This is a genomic window from Marinobacter sp. HL-58, from assembly GCF_001314605.1.
Lineage (GTDB): Bacteria > Pseudomonadota > Gammaproteobacteria > Pseudomonadales > Oleiphilaceae > Marinobacter.
The window spans coordinates 114,104-135,395 of the sequence record NZ_LIHP01000017.1 but is presented as its reverse complement, the minus strand read 5'-3'; the positions used below and the strand labels follow the sequence as shown (position 1 = coordinate 135,395).

Genomic DNA, 21,292 nt, shown 5'->3' with positions numbered 1-21,292 from the left:
AGCAATATAAGCGCCGTAGTTGGTTCAACGGCGCCCCGGGTGATTCTATAGCCGATCAAACAGGGACAGCCTGGAAACCTGCGCAAATGACTGCTGGGCCGCCTGCAAGACAAAGCTCTGGAAGCTCAGGTTGCTGATGGCTTCTGCATAATCCACATCCCTCAGTTCCGAGCGGATATCCTCGCTGTAGACGGAAGAGTCCTCCAGAAAGGACCTGGTGGATTCCACGGCGTTCAGGCGACCACCCAGTTCCGTTTGCTTCTTGACGATGCTCTCCTGGGCGTTGTCCAGGTTCTGTAGGGAGGCGGCGATCAGGTCATCATAGGCCGCCTGCCCTTCCGGCGTTCCCTTATCAAGGGTATCCAGACCGTCAATCAGGTTTTCGAAGGTCGCAAACACCGACTGCTTTTCACCAGCGCGGATGGTAAAGGTGTCGCCGTCCTCCGCATCCGAGATGGTTGCCCGAACTCCCGCGATTTCAAACGGTTCGCCAGATTCGTAGGGAATACCGGGTGGCCCGACAAGAACATCCCCGGTATCAGTGACTGCTGTGAGGGTGTTGGTACCGGTGTCCACGGTAATTTCAATATCATCCGGAGATACAGCCGAGAAAGCGCTGTTATCCACGACACGAACCTGATCAATTCGGCCATCTCCGGTGTTTGTCCCGCCAGGTTCTGCAGATACCGCCGCCGGAATGGTCGAGAAAATGCCCTTGCCGTGGTCGCTGATAGGCACCGTTACACCGTCATCAATTTCCAGCACCCGCTGCCCTTCATCCCCCTGGTATTCCCAGTTTCCGGATTCATTCTTGGCAAAGGCCGGGTTGTTGCCCTGAAAACCACTGAAAATATACTCGCCGGAAGCGTCCCGCGTATTGGAGATATTAGCCAGCTGGCCCAGCCGTTCCTTGATTTCCGAAGAAATGGACTTGCGGTCATTCGCCGAAAGGGACCCGTTACCCGCCTGGACCGTCAGCTCGCGTACCCGCTGGATAACATCCAGTGAGTCGCCCAGGGTGCTCTCTTCCTGTTGCAGCCGGTTCTCGGCAAGCCCGGCGTTACGCTGATACGTTTCGATGCGAGACAGCTCCTGGTCCAGCTTGAGAATCCGTGCTGCCGCGACAGGGTCATCTGATGGCTTGTTCACCCGTTTACCGGTGGACAGCTGCTCCTGGGTCTGGTTCAGGTTACTGTTCAGATCCTGCATCCGGTTAATGCCGCCGGAAAAGATCTGCTGTGATGAAATTCTGATCATGTCACATCACCTCGCGCTGTTACCGGAAACTCTGTAACAGGGTATTGAACAAATCCTGGGCCACACTCATTACCTGAGCGGACGCATTGTAAGCGGCCTGGTACTGGATCAGCCTGCCGGCCTCTTCATCCAGGTTGACACCTGACACCGATTCCCGCTGATTGGTGGACTGCTCCAGCAGCGTTTTACCAGCATCCTTGTCCAGCTGGCTCTGCCGGGTTTTCACGCCAATATCTTCAACCAGGCCGGCATACCCTTCTGAAAAACTCTGGCTGCCATTATTGAGGGTATTCTTGGTGCCCAGAGCAGCCAGGAATTCGGCATTACGGTTGTCCGACACCCCGTTGGTGTTGTAATCGATAACGAAGGAATCACCGGGCCTGGGGTTGCCGGATATTTCAAACTGGAAGCCAAAGTAATCCGGTGAGCGCGGATCCTCGGTAAACAGCTTGTTGGAGATGCCTGGCTCGAACACATTGACCGGGGGGGTTGCTCCGGCATCACCCTCAATAAGCGGCGGATCGCCGGGGGCGGCGTTTGCATCAAAAACATCGTAAACAAGCTCGCCGCCATCTTCACGGAAGCGGATATCCAGTGGCGGATCCAGCTCGCCCTCCTGACGAAAGTTACTGAGCAGCGAGTTGGTGAACGGGTCCCGCACGTTGAGCATTTTGCCCTGGTTAATGCTGGCATCGCCGGTGTTGGCATCCGCACCCTCTGCCCTCACCGGGCTGGCGAAGGCGAGATCTTCCTCGCGGTCCACTTTCAGGTCAATATTGGCTGCCGCCTGTCGCGTGGGCTGGATCAGAAACTTGTCACCGGCATTGAACGTGCCGCCTTCAACACGGATATTGAATCCGGGCATGGATATCTCGGACTGGACCGGGTCTGGCAGACGGCCCTGGTTGACCACCTTGCCTGTGGCCCTGTCCACCAGTTCAAAGTTGCGTCCGTCGCCGCCGAACTCCAGCGACCAGCTTCCGGCCTCCAACTCCGAACTGTCGATAATTTCGACGGCCAGTTGGGCATCGCGCGGCGCCCCATTATCGGCATTGGCGATGACCCGGCCACGCTGTGCCGATTCCGAGTTGATATCGCTGAAAAACAGGCCACCCAGCTCACCATCAAGATCCATACCGATTTCATGCTGGTGATTGACCGTGTCGGAGAGCGCAATGGCCACCCTTCCCAGCTCATCAAACGCCGGCTGCAGACCTTCCGATTCAAAGCGGCGCAAACCACCCAGTTTACCGCCATTGATCTGACTGTCGACGTTCAGAGTCCGCCCACCGGTAGTCAGAATGAATTCCAGACTGGTGGGGTCTTCGGAATTTTCGCGGGTACCGAGTTGCGCGGCTTCATCGCCGACCACCAGGGATTGCCCGTTACGCAGGGAGACATTGACCTGGCTGCCTTCAGCCTGCGAGACTCTGATATTAACCAGTTCGGACAGTTCTCTGAGCTTTTCGTCACGCTTATCCAGCAGTTCATTGGGCTCCCGCCCCTGGGCCAGCCCCGGCGACTCTGATATCGCATTGTTCAGTTCCGCGATGCTCTTGAGCAGCGTATTGGCATCTTTGACCCCCTGCTGCTTCTGGGTCTTGACTGACTCCCGCTGCTGGATGAACTCCTGGTTGAGCGCCTCGAAACGGTTAACCACCTGTTGCGCTTCGCTGAGCACCAGTTGCCGCTGTGGCAGCGAGGCCGGATCTTCAGCGGCATTCTGCAGGCTGGCGAAGAAATTATTGAGGGCATTGCTCAGGCCCGTGGACTCACCACCCAGAAGGTTATCGAGGCGTGACAATTCGGAGTTCAGGGTTTCCTGTTCCCCGGCCAGTGTTGTGTCCTCACGCACCTGCTGGGTAAGAAACTCGTTGGCCAGACGGCGGATATCGGTAACATTGACACCCGTGCCCACGGAACCGGCGCCGGAGCGCTGCGCCGGCTGGGTTTCAAACTGAACTTCCTGACGGCTGTACCCGGGCGTGTTGGCATTGGTGATGTTATTGCCGGTGGTATTCAGCGCCGTCTGGTGGCCGAGGATGCCGGTAAGACCGGTATTGATGAGCCCTGCCATAACCGTTACTCCTCAGCCCCGCGGGAACCCATGGACAATGTTGTCATGGAGTCGTTGTTCATGATGCGGCGAATCTTGGCACCGTAGTTCGGATCAGTGGCATAACCGGCTTCCTGGAGCTTGCTGGCAAACTGATCGGGGTCGTCGGCGGCGGCCAGCACATCCCGGTAGCGGGGATTGGACTCAAGGAACGACACGTAATCCCGGAAGCTGGATTCATAATCCGGATACGCCCTGAACGCCGCCCGCTCATTCATCGGCACACCTTCACGGAATTCCGTCGTGGCAATATCCACGGAACCGCCCTGCCAGCGCTGATCTGCCTTGATGCCGAACAGGTTAAAGCTGGGCGAACCGCCGTCACCTTCAATCATGTGCCGGCCCCAGCCGGTTTCCAGTGCTGCCTGGGCAATCATCAGCCTGGGGTTGATGCCGCTTTGTTCAGCCACCCGTTCAGCCACGGGCAAGAGTTCTCGAACAAACTGCTCCGGCGATTCGAACCGGTCTGGCAGGGTTGCGCCCGTTTCCGGCTTCACGGCCGGTGCCGGCATTTCGGCCACCCGGTTCACCTTGTCCACCTGCTCAGGAAGGCGTGGCGACAGCACGGGCACATTGCGGTCGTAATCCGCCAGCTCCGCCTTGTGAGCCGCCAAGGGTTTACCTTCCTCGGTCATACCCGGAATCTGCCGGCTTAACTGCCGGACCAGTGCTTCAGAGAGCCCGGTACCCTGTTTCTGCGATAATGTGAGGCTGAGCTGGCTGTCGAACATTTCCTGATAGAATTCCGACTGGCTGCTGTTGAGATAATTGCCTTCCGCGAACACATCGCCAGCCTTGCGCATGGATTTCACCATTTCCGACAGGAACAGGCCCTCGAACTGCTTCGCAACCTCAAGCAGTGCCGCATCCTTGTCTGTCCGGGCCCGGCTCTTGATGGAGTTGAGCCCGTCAAAATCGGTATAGACCTGTGCTTTCTGGAGACTGTAATCCTGCATCACGCCACCTATATAACAATCAGCTCGGCCCGCAGAGCGCCGGCCTGCTTGAGTGCTTCCAGAACAGCCATAACATCACCCGGCGCAGCACCTACCTGGTTCACCGCCTGCACAATCTCGTTCAGTGTGACAGCCGGACCGAACTGGAACATTCTTGCCGGTTCTTCGGTAATCGCGATCTGGGAATCAGGCTCTACCTCTGCATCCGCATCGGTAAAGGGGTTGGGCTGCTCCACTTCCGGATTCTCTTCGATGGTCACCGTAAGGTTGCCGTGAGTGACCGCAGCAGGACTCACCTTGACGTTTTTCCCGACAACAATGGTGCCGGTACGGCTGTTGATCACCACCTTGGCAGCTTCCTCTGCGGGATCCACATCGATGTTTTCAAGAATGGAAAGAAAGCTCACTCGCTGGGACGGATCGCGGGGTGCCTTGACCGATACCGCTGTTGCGTCGTGGGCATAGGCCATATCCGGCCCCAGCTGGTCATTGATGGCTTCCACCACCCGCCGGGCGGTGGTGAAATCCGGACGCATCAGGTTGAAGGTGATGGTATCGCCCCTGGTAAAGGGTGAGGTCACCTCCTGTTCAATGGTGGCACCGTTGGGTATGCGGCCAACACTGGGTACATTGACCGTGATACGTGAACCGTCCGCCCCCTCGGCACCAAAACCGCCAACCACCAGGCTGCCCTGGGCCATGGCATACACCTGGTCATCAGCACCTTTCATCGGTGTCATCAATAGCGTGCCGCCACGGAGGCTGTCCGCATTGCCGATGGACGAAACAGTAATATCCAGCTCCTGCCCCGGTTTGGCGAACGGTGGCAGGTTAGCGGTTACGGTCACCGCCGCCACATTGGCGAGATTGGGGTCTACCCCCTGCGGCAGCGTGATACCGAACTGATTCATCATGTTGCGGAACGTCTGGTTGGTAAAAGGCGCCTTGTCGCCGGTACCGTCCAGGCCAACCACCAGGCCGTAACCAACAAGCTGATTGCTGCGCACACCCTTGATACGGGCCAGATCCTTCAACCGGTCCGCCAGTACCGGTGCAGCTACAACCGACAGCGCTATTACCAGTATCCCGAACCTCAGCATTTTCATAGCGGGAACCACTCACTGTTGAAGAAGCGTGCCAGCCAGCCCATCTGATTGGCCTGGTCAAAGTCACCGGTGCCGCCATAGGCGATGCGCGCATCAGCGATGCGATTGGACGCTACGGTATTATCCGGGGAAATATCCTGGGGACGAACCAGTCCGGTCAGGCGGATGTACTCATCACCGTTGGTCAGCGAAAGCCACTTTTCACCGCGAATGTGCAGAATCCCGTTGGGCAGCACTTCTGTCACGGTAACGGTGATATTGCCGTTAAGGCTGTTACTCTGATCCGCTTCCGCCTGGCCCTCGAAATCACGTTCCAGATCAATGTCTGTGTCCACACCAAGGTTGTCCTTGCCCAGAATACGGGGGTCCAGCATGGAAATTTCATTGTCCTTGTTGATGCTGCTTTCGGCGTTCTTGCTGGCCTGGGTGGATTCCTCCAGGGTAACGGTCAGAATATCGCCGACGTTCAGTGCGACCGTGTCACCGTAAAGGCTGTAGTTTCTCGATGACTGGTAGATAGCTCCGGACTCCGGATCCCGCTGCATCATGGCCTCGGCTCGAACAGGGGAATAGGCCGGATCATCGGGCATTGCCCGGGGGCGGCTCATGGCAGTACAGCCCTGAAGCACAACCAGCGCCAGGACCACCGCCAGGGTGCCGGCGCCATGTCGGCCTGGTCTGTCAGAGATAATGGATGTCATGGTTGCCCCTCCTGCTCGCTGCTGCCGGTTAACCAATATTGTTCGTGATGAACTGCAGCATCTGGTCCGTTGCCGAAACCACTTTCGAGTTCATTTCATAGGCGCGCTGGGTGGTGATCATGTTCACCAGCTCCTCCACCACTTCCACGTTGGAAGACTCGACCATACCCTGTTCAACGGTGCCCAGGCCGCCGATACCGGGCTCGCCTTCAGCGGGGTCGCCGCTGGCATTGGTCGCCTTGTACAGGTTGTTACCGATGGCCTGCAGCCCCTGGGGGTTGGTGAAGTCCACCAATGTGATCTCTCCCAGGTTCACCGGAGCCGCCTGGTCATCAGTCACCGCTGATACCGTTCCGTCCTTGCCGATGGTGACCTTGGTGGCGTTTTCCGGCACGTTGATATTGGGCTCGAGGGTATAACCGTCCGGGTTGACGATATCGCCGTCGGAATTGAGCTGGAACTGACCGTCACGGGTGTAGGCAATCTGGCCATCCGGCAGCAGTATCTGCATGAAACCACGGCCGTTTACCGCGATATCCAGGGGCTGCTCGGTGACTTCCAGATTACCCTGGGAAAACTGCTTGGCGGTGCCCACGATACGCACACCAGTACCCAACTGAAGGCCGGACGGCAGTTCCGAGTTCTGGGTATTCAGGCCACCGGGCTGCCGGTCGATCTGATACAGCAGGTCCTGAAACACCGCACGGTCCCGCTTGAAACCGGTGGTATTCACGTTAGCCAGGTTGTTGGAAATGGTGGACATGTTGGTGTCCTGTGCGCTCAACCCGGTTTTGCTGACCCAAAGTGCTGGATGCATGTCATCTACTCCTTGCCGGGGCTGCCTTGATGCGGCCGAATTTTGCCGCTTTCCCGCCCACCCGGACGATGTTCAATAGGTTTATCAGAGATTCTGCAACAGTCGTGCCGAAGCCTCGGAATTCTCGTTGGCCGTGGTCATTACCTTCACCTGCATCTCGTACTGACGGGAAAGCTGCAGGTTGGAAATCATCTCTTCAACGGCATTCACATTGGAGCTTTCCAGAAATCCCGAAGCTACCTTCATGTTTCCATCCGGGGGCTCGGGGCCATCCAGTGCCTCATCGGCCTTACGGCGAATAAAGCCGTCCTCACCTTTCTCCAGAACTTCGGGCGGTGGATTGACAAGCTTGAGGCGGTCAACTTCCACCAGCTGGTCTGGGGGACCGCCCACGGGAACGATCGAAATCGTGCCGTCAGCACCAATTTCCACGTTGTCGAAAGGTGGCAGCGCGACCGGGCCGCCATTCCCCATGACCATTTCGCCGCTGGACAGGCGCACCATACCGTTGACATCAATCTGCATGCTGCCGGAACGGGTGAAGACTTCCTCACCCTGCTGGTTCTGAACCGCCAGCCAGCCATCACCTTCAACGGCAATGTCCAGCTTGCGACCGGTATCCTGCAACGCACCGGCGGAAAGATCGGTACCGGGCCTCTCAGCCATGGCGTAGGCCCGGGTGGGATGGTGCTCACCGAATACCGGCATACTGCGGGCCTGGGCAAAATCCCGCTTGAAGCCAGTGGTGCTTACGTTGGCCAGATTGTTGGCATGGGCCTGCTGGGAAAGCATGTTCTGCTTGGCGCCAGACATGCCGATATAGAGGGACTTGTCCATGGGAAAACTCCTGCCGGAATTTTGACTGTTACCAGTCTTTCCAGTGTTAAAGCAGGAGTTGTGCCATGTTCAGTATTCAGGGTTAGCGGAGGTTGATGATCGTCTGGGTGACGGCATCGGAGGTTTCGATGGTTTTGGCATTAGCCTGGTAATTGCGCTGGGCAATGATCAGGTTGACCAGTTCCTCGGACAAATCCACGTTGGATTCCTCGACGGAACTGGCATTGATGGAGCCCAGGGTTCCGGTGTCCGGAGCGCCGATAATAGGCTGTCCAGACTCGAAAGTTTCCACCCAGGTGGTTTCACCCACCGGAGACAGGCCATTGGTATTGTTGAATGAAGCCAGCGCCACCTGCCCCAGTGACTTGGACTGCCCGTTTGTATACCGGGCAAACAGCACACCCTCGTCTGACACATCCAGCCCGGACAATCGACCGGTTGCATAACCGTTCTGTTGCTGATCATTCACCCCGAATTCGCTGCCATACTGGGTGGTATTACCCAGGTCCAGCACAAAAGCCGAGCTTGTAGGTGGATCCGGAATGGGAGTGGTTATTTCTTCTCCGTCAGCGGGAGGACCGTCCGCTCCGTTCGGCGTACCGTCGGCATCCTTGGGCGTCCAGTCATCAATCAGGATTTCCCCATTGGGGTCGCCATTCACCGATTGTAATTCACCGTCCTGGTTAAAACGGGCCCTGTGTGGAGTTTCATCTGTTCCACCAACAAACTCACCGTCAATCTGGGTGTACACCGACCATTCGCTGGTACCCACGCCACCACCCGGCGACGGCTGCTTCACAAAGAACTGGGTCATATCGTGGGAGTTGCCCAGGCTGTCATAGATGGTCGTGGATGTTGCGTGATTGTATGTACGCTGGTCCTGAGGGTTGAAAGCGTTTATCCGCTCTGGAGCTACGTTAAAGGCCTCTGCAACTGTCGTTGATGTTGAGTCCACACCGGTAACTGTACGGTCGGTATTTATTGAGACAACGCCTGTTGCCGATTCATCAAAGTCAGGGTCTGAATCGTTTTCATACTCAGCCCGAAGCGTCTCGCCCGAGTTGTGCGTAATGCTCAACACACCATCTTCATCAACCGACGCGGATATCGACTGATCCGATATTTGCCTGATCCTGGATTCAAGCTCTTCAACTGTCGTGACCCCATCCAGGTCGATGTCTCTTGGCGAACTCTCGTCACCAACCGTCAATCGAAAGGTTGAAAAATCGGCATCCGACATATCACCGACCGGAAGAGACGTCGCAGCCGATGCCGACACTCCGGACGCAGACTGGAGTTTGCCAACGATATCGCTAACAGCCTCATCCGCATCAATATCGATGGTGCTGGACTGACCATCATACTCAAAGGTGACACTCTCATCCCTTAGATCATCTACACTCAGCGAGTTCCAGTTTCTCACCTGGCTTTCCAACACAGACTCGCGGGAATCCAGGTTCAGGTCAGAACGCAGGTTGGTCGTGCGTTTGGGTGCCAGGTTATCGGTTTCAATCTGCAAGTCATCCTGGATGCCAGACAGGTTGCCATCATCATCGGCAACAAAACCCTGAACCCGCATGTTCTGGTTATTGGTAACAAACCCGTCTTTATCGATGCCAAACTGGCCGGCACGGGAGTAACGAACCTCACCGCCATTGTTAAGAACAAAAAAGCCATCGCCGTCGATGGCCATGTCCAGGCCATTGTCGGTGAAACTGATATTACCCTGGCCAAAGGACTGCTTGACGTCCTGCACCCGGACACCGTCACCAATGGGGTTGCTGCCGGAGCCCAGAAAGCCACTGGCGTAAAGGTCACCAAACTCGGCCTTGCTGCCCTTGAACCCCACCGTGCTGGCGTTGGATATGTTGTTACCGGTTACGTCAAGATCAACCGATGATGCCCTTAAGCCGCTAAGACCTGTGTTGAAAGCCATACTTCACCTCGTGCTAATTCACCGGTATCAATTAACCTGCTCAACATCCGACAGAGCGATGGAGCCCATGCCTGCCAGGTTCAGCGTGATATTTCCGCCCTTGCCCAGCGACACGCTATCGACGTTCGCACTGAGCATGGTGCCTAACTGTTCGGGGCCGTCCGGAGTGGATGCCTCGGCGACTACCTTATAAGGACCGGGAGGCAAACTGTTGCCGTTGCCGTCCTTACCGTCCCAACTGAACCCTGTAACACCGGCCTGCTGAGCACCCATATCGATCTGCCGCACACGTTCCCCGGCCTGGTTCTCAATGGAAATGCGGAGACTGCCGGTACTGTTGGGGACTTCCACGTTTCCGGAAATTTCACCCTCAGCCCCCAGGATGCCCACGGATGAGGGCGCCAGCACGGTACGGCCCACCATGGCCGATGCCTGAAGCGCCTGGGTAGAGCGGAACTGGCTTGCCACGTCATCCACGCTACCGGAGAGGCCTTGCATCTCCTCGAGTGAACTGAACTGCGCCAGCTGGGAGATAAACTCGCCGTTCTCCTGGGGCTCCAGCGGGTTCTGGTTCTTCAGCTGGGCAATCATCAGCTCCATGAACTCATTCTTGCCGAGCTCACTGCTGCCTTTGGTGCCCTGCTCCTGCTCCACGCGATATTTGCTCAGCACATCCGAAGCGTCTGCCGGGTTAATTGCGCTCATGGTTCAATCCTCGCTCGGTTGTTACTGCTGACCCAGGGTCAGGATGCGCTGCATCATGGATTTGGCGCTGTTCATAATGTCCACATTCATCTGGAAGCTCCGGGATGAAGACATCATGTCCGCCATTTCTTCGACCACGTTCACGTTGGGGTAGAACACATACCCCTCTTCATTGGCCGCTGGATGATCTGGCTCGTATCGCATCTGCAGCTCGGCATCACTCTCAACAACGCCTTCCACTCTCACCCCGGCACCAGACCCCTCTTCGCTGCCAAAAGCCTGGCCCTGCTGTGAGGGATTCAGCATCGCCTGCTGAATGGCGGCGAATACCGGCTTGCGTGCGCGATACGTCTCTTCCGTACTGGAACTGGCGGTCTCGGCGTTGGCAATGTTGGACGCAGTAGTGTTCAGCCGCAGCGACTGGGCTGTCATGCCGGACCCGGCGATATCGAAAATGCTACCCAGTGACATGGTGTTGCTCCTCAGTTAGGTGACTGCGCCCGGATCACTGACCCGAGAGTGCCTTTTTGATGCCGGTGACTTTTCCGTTCAGGAACTGGAAACTGGCCTGGTAATCCATGGCATTACGCATGAAACGGGTCTGCTCCTGCTGGGCGTCCACTGTATTGCCATCCACCGACGGCTGATCGGGAACCCGGTACAGCAGTTCGCTGTCCTGGCCCATGGAAGAGGTGTCCATATGCGATGCATGGGTACGGTTCATGCCAAGCCCGCTTTCCATGCCTTCCTGGGCTTTTTTCATCATCGCCTGAAAGTCGATATCCCGCGCCTTGTAGCCCGGTGTGTCAGCGTTAGCGAGATTGTTGGCCAGCACCTCCGCACGCTTGACCCGCCCTTCCAGCGAGTGCTGGTGAATGCCCAATGCCTTGTCCAGGGAAATAGCCATATTGCCTCCGATTCCTGCACCCGGCGTTATTCATATTGCCGGTTATGCTTCATGCAGGAGTAAAAGCAATCGCAGTGCCAGTTTTGGGGAGTTGTTGCGGGGCATGGGCTGTAGCGGGATTCGAGCCGAAATAGCAGATATCGCGGCAGGCAGAGCGGCAAGGGATTTCCCCCCACCTGAAGCGGCAGGGGCAAGGCGCTACGGTCAGGATTGCGGCCAGCGGCGGACGAACTCCGTCTGGTGTGGTCTGGGCACTGGCGGTTTGTTTGAACTGATACTGCCGGTGTAAAGGAATCCGGTGATAATTTCATGGTCATCCAGCCCCAGGCCGCGTGCCACCTCCGGATGGTAGGCCAGGCCACCGGTTCGCCACATAGCGCCGTAACCGGCAGCTTCCAGGGCCAGGAGCAGATAGCCCATGCCAACGGCAGCCGACATGGTCTGTTCAATCTCCGGTACCTTTGGATGATTACTGTGGGATGCGATGCCCACGATAATCATCGGGGCTCTTGTGGCTTTGTTTCGAAGCTTCTCCCGCTCTTTGTCAGACGCATCGGCGCTGCAGGTGGATACAAACAGATCCCCCAACGCGGCAAGCGCCTCCTCGCCTTCAATGACCAGATAACGCCAGGGCCGCAAAAGTGCGTGATCCGGTGCCCTGGCGGCACAGGCAAAGGCTTTTTCCAGAGTTTGCGCATCCGGAGCCGGCGCACACAGGCGCGGTTCCGAAGCACGATTCATCAATGCATCCATTACTGCAGTCATATCTTCTCGCCTTGTTGGGGGCGCATGCCGTCGGATCAGGCCTGAACTACCATACGAATTGTGGGACAGATGTATTACTGTTAGTCTTTAGTCTAAGTACTTTCCACAATAAAAAAGTACTATCTACCCGAACAATGACAAATAAACCGGTAGACGCTTTATGAGCCAACAGCAACCCTTTCGCAAATGCCAGGATTCGCTTCTGACATGATGAGCGCCCCGATTGATCTGCGTAACGCCAGTTCCAGCGCCAGCAAATCTGCTGTACTGGATTCGCAGAATAACCCTGTCGCCATACCTCCCATGCCGGATTATAACGGCAGGATTCTGGCCTACACCGCCACCGCGGGCATTATTGTCTCGGGCGTCCTGCAGGATGTATTCGGCCTGTGGATGCTGTGGCTGCTGGCCGGGGCGCTGACCTGGCCGCATATTGCTCACCAGCTTACCCGCAAAACCTTCCTCCGCAACTCGCCCCGCATACGCCAGAAGATGCTGCTGGTGGACTGCGCCATCGGGGGAGGCTTTATCGGTTGCATCGGGCTGATTGCCATACCCTCCGTGGCCGTCGCCCTGATGCTGATGTTCAGCTGCCTGATCGTTGGTGGCATCCGCCAGTGGCTGTTCGGCACGGTTATCATGGCGGCCAGTTGTGCCATTGGCGTAGCGGTCGTCGGCCCGGCAGACTCTCTCCAGTCGCCATTGATCACCAGCATCATCGCCATACTGGCGACAGGGCTCTATATCTGCATGACTGCTTTCTATTCGCACCAGCAGGCCCGCGCCCTGATGATGGCAAAAACCCAGATTCAGAATCAACGGGAACAATCCATTGCGCTTTCCCACAAACTGTCCAAGTACCTCTCACCCCAGGTATGGCAGTCCATCTTTACCGGTGAGCGCGATGTACGGCTGGAAACCCAGCGCAAGAAGCTGGCCGTGTTTTTCTCGGACATCAAGGGCTTTACCGAACTGTCCGAGGAAATGGAGCCGGAAGCACTGACCGAACTGCTGAACCACTACTTCAACGAAATGTCTGAAGTGGCTCTCAAGTACGGTGGCACCATCGACAAGTTTGTCGGTGATTCCATCATGATATTCTTCGGTGACCCCACCAGCCGGGGCCAGAGGGAAGACGCCTTCGCCTGTGTGTCCATGGCCGTGGAGATGCGCAAGCACATGAAGATCATGCGCCAGAAATGGCGCAGCCAGGGCATCAAGACGCCGCTGGAAATCCGCATGGGTATCAGCACCGGCTACACCACCGTGGGCAACTTCGGCGCCGAGAACCGCATGGACTACACCATCATCGGCAAGGAAGTGAACCTGGCCAGCCGCCTGGAATCCCTCGCCGAACCCGGCGAAATCCTGATCTCCTACGAAACCTTCTCGCTGGTCAAAGACCGCATCATGTGCCGGGACAAGGGCGAGATCACCGTAAAAGGCTTCGGGCGCCCGGTTTCCATCTACGAGGTTGTGGACTTCCGCCGGGACATGGGCCCCAATCGCAGCTTCCTTGAACATGAACACAGCGGCTTTGCGATGTATCTGGACTCGGAGAAGATCACCGAACAGGAACGTGAATCCATCCTTTCCGCACTCGAGGACGCCGCCGACCGCCTGCGCCAGGAAGAGGATTCCTGATCGACTACTGCCTGATCAGCCGCGGCCCGGCTGCATCCTCCGGTGCTGTACTGCGCCACGGGTTGATATCCAGCCCTCCCCGGCGCGTATACCGAGCGCAGACCGACAGATATTCCGGCTTACAACGGGCCATCAGGTCGGTAAAGATGGTTTCAACGCAGTGCTCGTGAAAATCCTGTTTCTGGCGGAAACTGACGATGTAACCGAGCAACCCCGCCCGATCAATAGCCGGGCCGGTATAGTCCACCAGCACGGTTGCCCAGTCCGGCTGGCCGGTTACCGGGCAGTTGCTCTTCAGCAGGTGCGAGCAAAGCTTTTCCGAAATCACTTCGCCCCTGGCCAGAAGACTGTCCGGGCTGTATTCGTAAGCCACTGAATCCACTTCCTCATCGTCGATCAGCACGAAACCTTCCGGCCGACCGACTGCCCGCGCGCCCTGGTCCACGCTGTGCAGCTCCACGGTAACCGAGGCGCCACTGGCGCTGGAAAGGTCGCGGGATATAACACGACTGACCTGGTCAGCCGAGGAAAACACCGTCTGGTTCAGGGAATTCAGGTATAACTTCAGGGACTTGGATTCGATGATGGACGGCGACGCCGCCGGCACGCGAATTTCCGCCCACGCCACGGCAGGAACACCACCGGGCCTGAGCCAGGAAATTTCCCAGGCCTGCCAGAGATCCTCACCGAACCACGGCCAGCGCCCGTCGTCCAGACCGATACGGCGGCGGTTCTCCTCCCTGGCGACGGGGAACAACAGTTCCGGATCGTAAGCATCCGGATAGTCGCTGGACTTGCCCAGCGGGGCATCAATAAGGGCCATGATCAATCCTGGAACCAGACATCAGTGACGAATGCCCTTGCCGCGCGCCAGCATGCGCAGGGAAATGGCAGACAGAATGGCAATAAACATCAGAATCATACCAAGGGCAACGTACGGATTGACATCCGACACCCCGAGAATGCCGTACCGGAATGCGTTCACCATGTAGAGGATCGGGTTGATCATCGACACGCCCTGCCAGAAGCCGGGCAACATGTCGATGGAGTAGAACACCCCACCCAGGTACGTCAGCGGCGTCAGTACGAACGTTGGCACAATGGAAATGTCATCGAACTTGGTCGCCAGCATGGCATTGATAAATCCACCCAGCGAGAACAGGGCCGAGGTGAGAAAAACCGTCAGTATGACCATCGGCAGATGATGGATGGACAGTTGGGTGAAGCCCAGGGACAACAGGGTGACAATCAGGCCAATGCCCAGCCCCCGGGACATCCCTCCGGTGACATAGCCCGCCAGAATGATCCAGTTGGGCACCGGGGATACCAGCAGCTCCTCAATGCTGCGCTGGAACTTCATGGAAAAGAAGGACGACACCACATTGGCGTAGGAGCTGGTAATCACCGACATCATGATCAGCCCGGGCACGATAAACGACATATAGTCGAAACCGCCCATCGCCCCGATCCGCGAGCCGATGAGGTTACCGAAAATGATAAAGTACAGCGTCATGGTTACTGCAGGCGGTAACAGGGTCTGTGGCCATATCCTCGTGAACCGGCGGATTTCACGGACCACGATGGTTTTATAGGCTGTCAGCATCGCATCTGTTCTCATGCCGCATCTCCCTCCCTGGCGGCACCGGTGTTGTTATCCTCCACCATGCGAATGAACAGCTCCTCCAGCCGGTTGGCCTTGGTGCGCATACTGACGACACGGATGTTGTGAGCCTCCAACTGAATAAACACGCCGTTCAGGCTCTGGCCCTTCTCTACATCCACAACCAGTGCCCCCTCGTCATCCAGGCTGGTGGCAAACCCCTCAAGAAGCGGGGCCTCCGACAGCGGCTCTTCGGTATCCAGAACAAAGGTTTCCAGGTTCAGTTGCTGCAACAGCGCCCGCTTGCTGGTGTTCTTCAAAATGCGGCCGTGATCAATGATGGCGATATTGCGACAGAGAGCTTCCGCCTCTTCCAGGTAATGGGTCGTCAGAATGATGGTGGTGCCCTGGCGGTTCATTTGCTCAAGGAACGTCCACATGGAACGCCGTAACTCGATATCCACCCCGGCAGTGGGTTCATCCAGGATCAGCAGTTTCGGCTCGTGCACCAGTGCCCTGGCAATCATCAGGCGCCGCTTCATGCCCCCGGACAGCATCCTTGCCGGGGTGTCCCGCTTGTCCCACAGCCCCAGCTGACGCAGGTACTTCTCGGCCGATTGCGATGCTTTCTTCAGCGGAATACCGTAGTAACCCGCCTGGGTGGTGACTATATCGAATACTTTTTCGAACTGATTGAAGTTGAACTCCTGGGGCACGACACCCAGGTTCAGCTTGGCATCGGATAGATGGGTATCTATGTCAGAGCCGAACACCCTGACCTTGCCGGCACTTTTGTTCACCAGCGAACAGACAACCCCCAGCGTAGTGGACTTGCCCGCCCCGTTCGGGCCAAGCAGCGCGAAGAAGTCGCCTTCGGCCACATGCAGGTCAATACCCTTGAGGGCCTGAAAGCCGTCGCCATAGGTCTTGACCAGACCTTCAATTTCCAGTGCGTTGGTCATATTGAATCCAGAGGAACAAAAAAACAGGTAGCTATAAGTTGTGGCCCGGAAAGAGAAATTCAAGGTACTGGGCACGGGCGGCGTGAAATCACTAAAACCCCAAACTGCGACAGGTTTCCCGATATGGCGGCATTGGCCTCCTTATAATGCCGGTTACAACAATTTACAAAGGCTCTGCAACGCAGGCCAAAACGTCAGGGAATGTACGCGCTGCCATGAGATCCGTTCACTTCAAGTCTGCTTTATTGCCTCTGGTCCCGGTCCTGTTGCTGGCCGGCTGCTTCGACGGGGACAGCAGCGACAGCGGTGATGATTCACGCACGGGCCAGATCACGCCCGCCGGCATCTCGGGCCTGGCCTACTCTACAGCCAGCCGGAATGGCACAACCGACAGCGAAGGCCATTTTCGTTACTATCCCGGTGAAACGCTCACCCTGAAGGTAGGTGATCTGCCACTGGCGGAAGGCGTACCCGTTTTGCCAGTGGTGACTCCCCTGGAATTCTTTCCGGACCTGCGGGCCGCGTTGCAGATCCCGGGCACCACGGATGAAGGACTGCAAAGCCACCGGATAACCGAGCAGCAACTGATCCGGGAAGTGCCGCTGATCAACCTCACCCGATTCCTGCTGGCACTGAACTGGGATCTCAATATGTCCGACGGTGAAGGCATCGACATCCGGGAACGTGTCATTACCCAACTGAACGCCGCATTACCGGAACTGGATGCCCCCATCGACTTCAACGTCCCCGAGGACGAATTCACTGCCAGCGGCGAAGAGCTCTCTCCTGCTAACCAGTTGCTGCAACGCATCTGCTTCTACCCGGAAGGCGATGAACTGTGCGAAGACCCGCCAACCGAGGAAGAAATCGAAGCCGCCCCCGAACGGCCTGAAGACGCTGACGAACGGGATGAGAACGTTGAATACCAGGAAGACCTGGAAAACAAACGTGACCGGATTCTGAACTCGGTACGGAGCCTGGAAGACGCGGATGCGGAGGACGCCAGAATCTATCTCACCCGGGAACTGGACGCCATTACAACCCGCCTGGGCAACCGCTATTACCTGGACGATGATGTGGTGTCATTCCCCGAGTCCGACACTGCCATCAAAACCGTCCGGGTCAGGAAAATAGCCGGGGAACCCCAGTTGGCGGACATTGAAGCCATAAGCACCCGGGAGCGGGACGTCGTCATCCATTCCTTTGGCTGGCAATCGGCGTCCGTTGATTACTTTATTGACGGGGAATCCGGAGGGGAATCGGAAGTGCTGGTCAATTTCCGCCCGGATGACACCTATCGCTGGGTCAAGAAGCAGCTTCGGGTCATTATCGAGTAACCCGCTTTGCCGGCGCCCTCAGGCGCCGACAATCCGTGAAAAGCTCCAGCGGGATTCGGCGCCGGTCACATCATAGTGTTCGGGGTGGAGCCCTTCCGTGCCGTGTGGCAGGCACTCTGCGATGGCAAGGGTCTCGGGCGCACTGCGGCCTTCATTGTACTTTGCCAGGTCCACAATCCGGGCAGACCGGAGGGGATGGTGATCACGATCCGTCATCACCATCACTTTTGGCCACAGGCGGCGTTCAGGTGTATGGGATACCACCACACCGCGCTGGCCATCGGTAAGTTCAACCAGGCTTCCGGTCGGATAGATACCGATGGCCTGAATGAACTGCTCGGCCAGGTCTTCCTGGAATTCGATGTTGCGCATCTCGTAAAGCAGATTCACGGCACGGGCCGGTGTCATCGGCTCTGACGTGTCCCGGGGGCCAATAAGGGTTTCAAAATACTCTGCCAGGCCCGCCACCTTCGCCAGCAGCGGAATCCTGTCGCCACGCACGCCCTCGGGAAATCCGGAGCCATTGTGGCGCTCACGATGTCCCTGAACGACACTGACAACCGCCCTGGAAACCCCCGTGTCTGCCAGTTTCGCCACGCCCTTCTCCACATAACTGCGGTAAATGGCGAAGTCCTCGGCCTGCAGTTTGCCTTCGTTACGGAGGATATGGTCCGGCAGCTCCAGCTTCCCTATCTGCGACAACAGACAACCCAGCCCGAGATGGTTCAGAAGGCCTTCATTCAGGCCCAGCTGACGCCCACATACCAGTGCCCATACAGCGGTATTCAGGGAATGCCGATAGGTGTAATTGTCATGCTGGCGGGTTCGGCTCAGCCAGAGCAGCGCGTCCGGGTTACGGACCGCACTGGCAACCATACGACGAGTAACGGTTGCCACATCCCTCAGGTCCGGGGCATCACCTTTCTCTACAGACTCGAATACCCGGTGAAGAGAGGCCTCGGCGTCCATCATCACCTTTCTTGAGACCTTGAGCTCTTTCTTCATGGTGGTCACGTTTTCATAGCTGACCGGGTCCTTGATGCTCAGCGGGGGCAGCTGCACGGCCTCGCGGCTGTTGCCCTTGCCCTGCTGCCTGCCGGCAAGAAAACGGGTGCCGGGCTTATTCTGTTCAATGCTTTCACGGGTTTCCGCTACATCAATGACCACCCATTTGCAGTAGGTGACCAGAGAACGGATATCTTCCTGGGTACGGATGTGGAAACCCTGGATAGGGAATGGTGTCTGGTGCCACGGGCGATCCAGATCAGACACAAACATGCCGATTTCGAGATCGTGGACAGCGATTTTCTTTTGACGGACTCCCACGGGACACCTCTACACGTGAACGAATCGATAATCACTATTGTGACGCCCCCCGTGGAAGAGTCCATTACATTTTTGTAGTGCGAAGTAACCCGAAAGCGACAGAGGGTAACGAAAACTATCAACGGGAAACAAAGTGTAGCAACGTGACAACCCTCACAATTAAACAGATTGTCAGAAAATTATTCGTCACTCTCACAGACACTGTCATTCAGGTCAGGGGGGCGGGAGTCGAGCCTGCCTCGCGGAGACTTGCGGCTATAAACGGTATAGGGAACCGACGACGCGCGGATATAGTCGATATTCTCACTGTCATCGCCACTACCGCGGGCCGTGTTCACTGGCTTGCAGGACACCAGCAGATCCAGGGATGACCCCATATCCGTGATCAGGGCGTCTGTGTTGTCGGGATTAACCGCCATACACCGGGTATCCGGCCCTGCAGGCTCACCATTGCCGGCAACAACATCTTCTCCCTGCACACCACAGGCGCGGATGCCACCACCGCAGTCCGCTTCATCGGCCTCACTGTGGCTACTGTCCACCAGTCGCCACTTTCGGGTACTGCACTGGGTTTCAATGGTGATGGGCGTGGATTTATCCCCCACGATCCACCAGTCGGGGTATTCCGCGGTCTGCCAGGTGAGTTTTACCTGGCGGTCTTCCCCTTTGGAGTTTTCAGCCGGAAACACCGCATAGTGACTGTAATAGGAAGCGCACCCGCTCAGCAGGAGCGGTATCACCGCAACAGGCAGACCAAGCGTGCGCAATAAACCGCGATTTTTCATGGTGATTACCTCCGTGTTATTGGTCTGCGAACTGCAGCCCGAAACCATCATTGGTCTCTCTTACCACCACCATATCCAGAACCGGTGCAGGCACTGGCAGGCCCTGAACCTGCACCTGAACCCTGTCGCCAATCGAAGGCGCAAACGGCTCGGTGTCGACCACCACAAAAACACCGCCGTCGGATATATCTCTGGTCGAGAACACGAACTCACCCAGTTCTTCATGAGTCACCCGGACCTTTGCACTCATCGCCGTGCGGTTGTGTATTCTGCGATCATTCCCAACCATAGTCTGTGTTCCCACCACTTTTTGCATAGTTTTTATAGTCTTCCGAAGCATAGCACCATTTTGAAAAGAATATGGCACCGGCATATTGACACCGGCGTGAACAGAAATGAGAATGGTTGTTGTTTTTAAACATTGCTGACTCTCAATCCCGTTCAGCAAAACAACGTTTACCAGAAAAAGGAAAGTACACCATGCGCCTGAAACTTGCCGCATCTGCTGTTGCTGTAGCCTGTGCCCTGCCAATGCAGGCCAGTGCCGATGGAGAAGTCAACATCTACTCCTACCGCCAGGCTTACCTGCTTGAGCCCCTGCTGGAGGCCTTTGAAGAGGAAACCGGCATTGAGACCAACGTGGTATTCGCCAAGAACGGGCTCGCAGAGCGCCTTGAGCGCGAAGGCCGTAACAGCCCGGCGGATCTGGTGATGACAGTGGACATCTCCCGCCTGAGTGAACTGGTTGATCGTGACCTGGTGCAAGGCGTAGAGAACGACACACTTGAGAAGAACATTCCGGAAAACCTTCGCCATCCGGAAGGCAAGTGGTACGCGCTGACCACCCGCGGGCGACTGATCTTTGCTTCCAAGGAACGCGTTGAGGAAGGTGAGATCGCGACCTACGAAGACCTGGCCGACGACAAGTGGAATGATCGCATCTGTACACGCAGCGGCAAGCATCCCTACAACGTCGCTCTGTTCTCATCCATGATCGCGCATCATGGTGAGGAGAAAGCCGAGGAGTGGCTGACAGGCCTGAAAGACAATCTGGCCCGCAAACCCCAGGGTGGCGACCGTGACCAGATCAAGGCTATCCATGCCGGCGAATGCGATATCGCCATTGGTAACAGCTACTACTATGGCAACATGCTGAACGACGAGAATCAGCGTGAACAGGCAGAAGCTGTGCGCCTGGTATTTCCGAATGCCGATGGCCGGGGCACCCACATCAACGTTAGCGGTATTGCACTGACCAACAGCGCTCCGAACCGCGACAATGCCATTCGCCTGATGGAATTCCTGTCGACGGCCAAAGCCCAGCAGATCTACGCCGAGGCCAACACCGAGTACCCTGCCAACCCGGAAGTCAAGCCGTCCGGCATTGTTGCCGAGTGGGGTGAGATCAATCCCGATGACCTGTCCCTGCAGGAAATCGCAGACAACCGCAACGCAGCAGTACGCATGGTGGATCGCGTCGACTACGACGACTAAGCGCTTCACACCAAAAAAGCCGGGACGTTGGTCCCGGCTTT

21 protein-coding genes are annotated in these 21,292 nt (G+C 56.9%); 3 read left to right on the top strand and 18 right to left on the bottom strand.

Annotated features, from left to right (window positions below):
• Positions 1–45 precede the first annotated feature (45 nt).
• The 12 genes from flgL to HLUCCO03_RS15855 form a co-directional block, all read right to left on the bottom strand.
• Positions 46–1,257: a flagellar hook-associated protein FlgL gene (flgL, locus tag HLUCCO03_RS15910; RefSeq protein ID WP_027831822.1), complete on the bottom strand. Its 1,212-nt coding sequence runs from the start codon at positions 1,255–1,257 to the stop codon at positions 46–48.
• A gap of 19 nt (positions 1,258–1,276) precedes the next feature.
• Positions 1,277–3,334, bottom strand: a complete 2,058-nt coding sequence (flgK, locus tag HLUCCO03_RS15905; protein WP_027831821.1) for a flagellar hook-associated protein FlgK — start codon at positions 3,332–3,334, stop codon at positions 1,277–1,279.
• A gap of 5 nt (positions 3,335–3,339) precedes the next feature.
• Positions 3,340–4,329, bottom strand: coding sequence for a flagellar assembly peptidoglycan hydrolase FlgJ (gene flgJ, locus HLUCCO03_RS15900; protein ID WP_027831820.1), 990 nt, complete (start codon positions 4,327–4,329; stop codon positions 3,340–3,342).
• 8 nt (positions 4,330–4,337) lie between these two features.
• The gene (locus HLUCCO03_RS15895) at positions 4,338–5,435 is read right to left on the bottom strand and encodes a flagellar basal body P-ring protein FlgI (RefSeq protein WP_027831819.1); all 1,098 of its coding nucleotides are present in this window, start codon (positions 5,433–5,435) and stop codon (positions 4,338–4,340) included.
• Positions 5,432–6,136, bottom strand: a complete 705-nt coding sequence (gene flgH, locus HLUCCO03_RS15890) for a flagellar basal body L-ring protein FlgH (protein ID WP_027831818.1) — start codon at positions 6,134–6,136, stop codon at positions 5,432–5,434. The genes HLUCCO03_RS15895 and flgH overlap by 4 nt, the downstream gene beginning before the upstream one ends.
• 28 nt (positions 6,137–6,164) lie before the next feature.
• Positions 6,165–6,953: a flagellar basal-body rod protein FlgG gene (gene flgG / locus HLUCCO03_RS15885; protein WP_027831817.1), complete on the bottom strand. Its 789-nt coding sequence runs from the start codon at positions 6,951–6,953 to the stop codon at positions 6,165–6,167.
• Positions 6,954–7,037: 84 nt separating this feature from the next.
• Positions 7,038–7,790 carry a flagellar basal body rod protein FlgF gene (locus HLUCCO03_RS15880; RefSeq protein WP_027831816.1) on the bottom strand — a complete coding sequence of 251 codons (753 nt, stop codon included), beginning with the start codon at positions 7,788–7,790 and terminating at the stop codon, positions 7,038–7,040.
• Positions 7,791–7,872: 82 nt separating this feature from the next.
• A complete protein-coding gene (locus tag HLUCCO03_RS15875) occupies positions 7,873–9,726 on the bottom strand; it encodes a flagellar hook protein FlgE (protein WP_027831815.1) in 1,854 nt (617 codons plus the stop codon).
• Positions 9,727–9,753: 27 nt separating this feature from the next.
• Complete coding sequence (locus HLUCCO03_RS15870; RefSeq protein WP_027831814.1) at positions 9,754–10,431, bottom strand: flagellar hook assembly protein FlgD; 678 nt, start codon at positions 10,429–10,431, stop codon at positions 9,754–9,756.
• A gap of 21 nt (positions 10,432–10,452) precedes the next feature.
• Entirely contained in the window at positions 10,453–10,902 is a 450-nt protein-coding gene (flgC, locus tag HLUCCO03_RS15865; protein WP_027831813.1) for a flagellar basal body rod protein FlgC, read from the bottom strand.
• A gap of 34 nt (positions 10,903–10,936) precedes the next feature.
• Positions 10,937–11,338: a flagellar basal body rod protein FlgB gene (gene flgB / locus HLUCCO03_RS15860; protein ID WP_027831812.1), complete on the bottom strand. Its 402-nt coding sequence runs from the start codon at positions 11,336–11,338 to the stop codon at positions 10,937–10,939.
• Between the two features lie 204 nt (positions 11,339–11,542).
• Positions 11,543–12,103, bottom strand: a complete 561-nt coding sequence (locus HLUCCO03_RS15855) for a nitroreductase (protein WP_027831811.1) — start codon at positions 12,101–12,103, stop codon at positions 11,543–11,545.
• A gap of 207 nt (positions 12,104–12,310) precedes the next feature.
• Between HLUCCO03_RS15855 and HLUCCO03_RS15850 the strand changes: the two genes are divergently transcribed.
• Positions 12,311–13,747, top strand: coding sequence for an adenylate/guanylate cyclase domain-containing protein (locus tag HLUCCO03_RS15850; RefSeq protein WP_027831810.1), 1,437 nt, complete (start codon positions 12,311–12,313; stop codon positions 13,745–13,747).
• Between the two features lie 4 nt (positions 13,748–13,751).
• Here HLUCCO03_RS15850 and queF read toward each other — a convergent pair whose 3' ends face one another.
• Genes queF through HLUCCO03_RS15835 form a run of 3 tightly spaced genes read right to left on the bottom strand, consistent with a single transcriptional unit; the run spans position 13,752 to position 16,309 of the window.
• Positions 13,752–14,570 carry an NADPH-dependent 7-cyano-7-deazaguanine reductase QueF gene (gene queF, locus HLUCCO03_RS15845; RefSeq protein ID WP_027831809.1) on the bottom strand — a complete coding sequence of 273 codons (819 nt, stop codon included), beginning with the start codon at positions 14,568–14,570 and terminating at the stop codon, positions 13,752–13,754.
• A 21-nt stretch (positions 14,571–14,591) separates the two neighbouring features.
• On the bottom strand, positions 14,592–15,365 hold the full coding sequence (locus HLUCCO03_RS15840; protein WP_027831808.1) for an ABC transporter permease: 774 nt from the start codon (positions 15,363–15,365) through the stop codon (positions 14,592–14,594).
• Entirely contained in the window at positions 15,362–16,309 is a 948-nt protein-coding gene (locus tag HLUCCO03_RS15835; RefSeq protein WP_027831807.1) for an ABC transporter ATP-binding protein, read from the bottom strand. Before HLUCCO03_RS15835 ends, HLUCCO03_RS15840 begins: the two co-directional genes overlap by 4 nt.
• A gap of 215 nt (positions 16,310–16,524) precedes the next feature.
• Between HLUCCO03_RS15835 and HLUCCO03_RS15830 the strand changes: the two genes are divergently transcribed.
• Complete coding sequence (locus HLUCCO03_RS15830) at positions 16,525–17,646, top strand: hypothetical protein (RefSeq protein WP_027831806.1); 1,122 nt, start codon at positions 16,525–16,527, stop codon at positions 17,644–17,646.
• A gap of 18 nt (positions 17,647–17,664) precedes the next feature.
• On the opposite strand, the gene HLUCCO03_RS15825 is transcribed toward HLUCCO03_RS15830, so the two are convergent.
• From HLUCCO03_RS15825 to HLUCCO03_RS15815, 3 genes are all read right to left on the bottom strand, one after another.
• Positions 17,665–18,972 carry an HD-GYP domain-containing protein gene (locus HLUCCO03_RS15825; RefSeq protein WP_027831805.1) on the bottom strand — a complete coding sequence of 436 codons (1,308 nt, stop codon included), beginning with the start codon at positions 18,970–18,972 and terminating at the stop codon, positions 17,665–17,667.
• 179 nt (positions 18,973–19,151) lie between these two features.
• Positions 19,152–19,757, bottom strand: a complete 606-nt coding sequence (locus tag HLUCCO03_RS15820; RefSeq protein ID WP_051603840.1) for a hypothetical protein — start codon at positions 19,755–19,757, stop codon at positions 19,152–19,154.
• A gap of 16 nt (positions 19,758–19,773) precedes the next feature.
• Positions 19,774–20,046 (bottom strand): PilZ domain-containing protein, encoded by a 273-nt coding sequence (locus HLUCCO03_RS15815; RefSeq protein ID WP_027831803.1) that lies wholly within the window; start codon positions 20,044–20,046, stop codon positions 19,774–19,776.
• A 191-nt stretch (positions 20,047–20,237) separates the two neighbouring features.
• Between HLUCCO03_RS15815 and HLUCCO03_RS15810 the strand changes: the two genes are divergently transcribed.
• The gene (locus HLUCCO03_RS15810; protein WP_027831802.1) at positions 20,238–21,251 is read left to right on the top strand and encodes a Fe(3+) ABC transporter substrate-binding protein; all 1,014 of its coding nucleotides are present in this window, start codon (positions 20,238–20,240) and stop codon (positions 21,249–21,251) included.
• Positions 21,252–21,292 lie beyond the last annotated feature (41 nt).